Genomic DNA, 2,718 nt, shown 5'->3' with positions numbered 1-2,718 from the left:
CTGATGCTCTTCGGCGTGCCCGCGCACCGGGACGCCACGGGCTCCGCCGCCACCGACCCCGAGGGGGTGCTGAACCGCTCCCTCGCCCGGCTGCGCTCGGACGTCGGCGACGCGCTCGTGGTGCAGGCTGACCTGTGCCTCGACGAGTTCACCGATCACGGACACTGCGGCGTGCTCGACGCGCGGGGCGGCGTGGACAACGACGCGACGCTCCTCCGCTACACGGAGATGGCGCTCGCGCAGGCCGCGGCCGGGGCGCAGCTGCTCGGCCTGAGCGGGATGATGGACGGCCAGGTCGCCGCCGTGCGCGGCGCGCTCGACGAGGCGGGGCGAAGCGACGTCGCGATCCTCGCCTACTCGGCGAAGTACGCCTCCGCCTTCTACGGCCCCTTCCGCGAGGCCGTGGACTCCCAGCTCACCGGCGACCGCCGCAGCTACCAGATGGACCCGGCCAACCGGCGCGAGGGGGTGCGCGAGGCGCTGCTCGATCAGGCCGAGGGCGCCGATGTGCTCATGGTGAAGCCCGCGATGAGCTACCTCGACGTGCTCTCCGACGTGGCCCAGCTCAGCGAAGTTCCGGTCTGGGCCTACCAGGTGTCCGGGGAGTACGCGATGATCGAGGCCGCCGCCGCGAACGGCTGGATCGATCGCCGCCGCGCGATCGAGGAGTCGGTCGTTGGCATCCGCCGGGCGGGAGCCGATGCCGTCCTGACCTACTGGGCCACCGAGCTGGCCGGGTGGCTCCGATGAGCGCCGCCGAGGGCACGACCCGCAACGCTGAGCTCTTCGACCGGGCCCGGGCCGCGATCCCCGGCGGGGTCAATTCCCCCGTGCGCGGCTTCGGCTCCGTCGGGGGCACCCCGCGCTTCCTGGAGCGCGCCGAGGGCCCCCACGTCTGGGACGCCGAGGGCAGCCGGTACGTGGACCTCGTCGCCTCCTGGGGACCCGCGCTGCTCGGCCACGCCGAGCCGAGCGTCCTTGAGGCCGTGCACGCGGCCGTCTCCCGGGGGTTGTCCTTCGGGGCCTCCACGCCCGGGGAGACCGAACTGGCCGAGCTGATCGCCGAGCGAGTGCGGGCGGGCGGGCTCGCCCCCGTGGAGCGGGTCCGCCTCGTGTCCACGGGCACCGAGGCGACCATGACCGCGATCCGGCTTGCCCGCGGGGCCACCGGACGCGACCTGCTCGTGAAGTTCGCGGGTCACTACCACGGTCACTCGGACTCGCTCCTCGCGGAGGCTGGCTCGGGCCTGGCCACGCTGGCGCTCCCCGGCAGCGCGGGCGTGACCGCGGCCACCGCGGCGCAGACCCTCGTCGTGCCCTACAACGATCGCGCGGCGGTCGAGGCCGTCTTCGCGGAGCACGGCGAGCGGATCGCCGCGATCATCACCGAGGCCTCCGCGGCGAACATGGGCGTGGTGCCCCCGGAGCCCGGCTTCAACGCCTTCCTCGCGGAGACCGCGCACCGGCACGGGGCCCTGCTCATCCTGGACGAGGTCCTCACCGGGTTCCGCGTACACCCGGCCGGATTCTGGGGGCTGCAGGTCGAGGGCGGCGAGCGCTTCGTCCCGGACCTGATGACCTTTGGCAAGGTGATTGGCGGCGGCCTCCCCCTCGCCGCGCTCGGGGGCCGCGCCGACCTCATGGCGCAGCTGGCCCCCACGGGGCCGGTCTACCAGGCGGGCACGCTCTCCGGAAACCCCGTCGCGGTCGCCGCGGGCCTCGCCACCCTTCGGGCCGCCACCCCCGAGGTCTACGCGCGCCTGAACCGCACGGCCGATGCGATCGTCGCGGCGACCGGCGAAGCCCTGCACGCCGCCGGGGTCGAGCACTCGATCAGCCGGGCCGGCAACCTCTTCAACGTGGTCTTCGCCCCGCGGAGCCCGCGCGACTACGCCGAGGCAAAAACGCAGCGGGCGGAGCGCTACGCCCCCTTCTTCCACGCGATGCTGGACGCCGGGGTGTCCCTCCCCCCGAGCGTCTTCGAGGCCTGGTTCGTCACGGCGGCGCACGACGAGGCCGCGCTGGATCAGATCCGGGCGGCGCTGCCGCTCGCGGCCCGGGCGGCCGCCGCGGGCTGAGGAACGGGCTAGCGGGCCGCCTCGGCGGGGTCACCGGAGGTGAGCAGGGGCAGCTCCACCCGGAAGGTGGCCCCGCCGCCCGCGGTCTCGTGCGCGCTGACGCGGCCCTGGTGGGCGTCGACGATTGAGGAGACGATGGCGAGGCCGAGGCCGGAGCCGCCCGTTTCCCGGTTGCGGGAGTTGTCCGCGCGCCAGAAGCGCTCGAAGATCTTCTCGCGGATCTGCGGCGGGATCCCCTCGCCGTGGTCGCGAATCTCGAAGCTCGCGGAGCCGCCCTCGGCGTCAACCGCCACCGCGATCTCGATCGGGGTGCCCTCGGGGGAGTAGCGCAGCGCGTTCCCGAGCAGGTTCGTCATGGTCTGCCGGACCTTGTTTTCGTCGCCCAGGATGATGGGGGCCGTGCCGTTGGCCTCCTCGGCGGGCGGGGCCTCGACATCCGGCTCGCGCAGCTCCAGGAGCTCCGAGCGGTCGATCGGCTGCGTGTCGGTCAGGCTGGACTTGCGCATCCGGCGCTGGCGGAAGAGGTTCAGCCCGGCGATGGCACCGGTCACGGGTGCGTTCGGCTCCTCGGCGGCGGGGCCCGCCTTGGCCGCGGTCTTCGCGGCGGCCTTGGGGGTCGTCGGCTTACTCGTCGGCTTGG

The 2,718-nt window shown here is 74.0% G+C and carries 3 protein-coding genes; 2 read left to right on the top strand and 1 reads right to left on the bottom strand.

Translation table 11 applies throughout. From position 1 onward, the window contains the following. Positions 1 to 750, top strand: a 750-nt coding sequence (gene hemB / locus OOT08_RS05755; protein ID WP_325091625.1) for a porphobilinogen synthase, incomplete at its 5' end; no start/stop codon positions are given. After that, positions 747 to 2,078, top strand: a complete 1,332-nt coding sequence (gene hemL, locus OOT08_RS05750; protein ID WP_325091623.1) for a glutamate-1-semialdehyde 2,1-aminomutase — start codon at positions 747 to 749, stop codon at positions 2,076 to 2,078. The genes hemB and hemL, both read left to right, overlap by 4 nt. An 8-nt stretch (positions 2,079 to 2,086) precedes the next feature. On the opposite strand, the gene OOT08_RS05745 is transcribed toward hemL, so the two are convergent. Next, the coding region (locus OOT08_RS05745) for a sensor histidine kinase (RefSeq protein WP_325091622.1) at positions 2,087 to 2,718 on the bottom strand (632 nt) is incomplete at its 5' end.

The organism is Leucobacter sp. M11, assembly GCF_035726885.1.
In the GTDB taxonomy this organism is placed as follows: Bacteria; Actinomycetota; Actinomycetes; order Actinomycetales; family Microbacteriaceae; genus JAPFRB01.
This window is presented reverse-complemented; position numbering and strand designations above follow the sequence as displayed.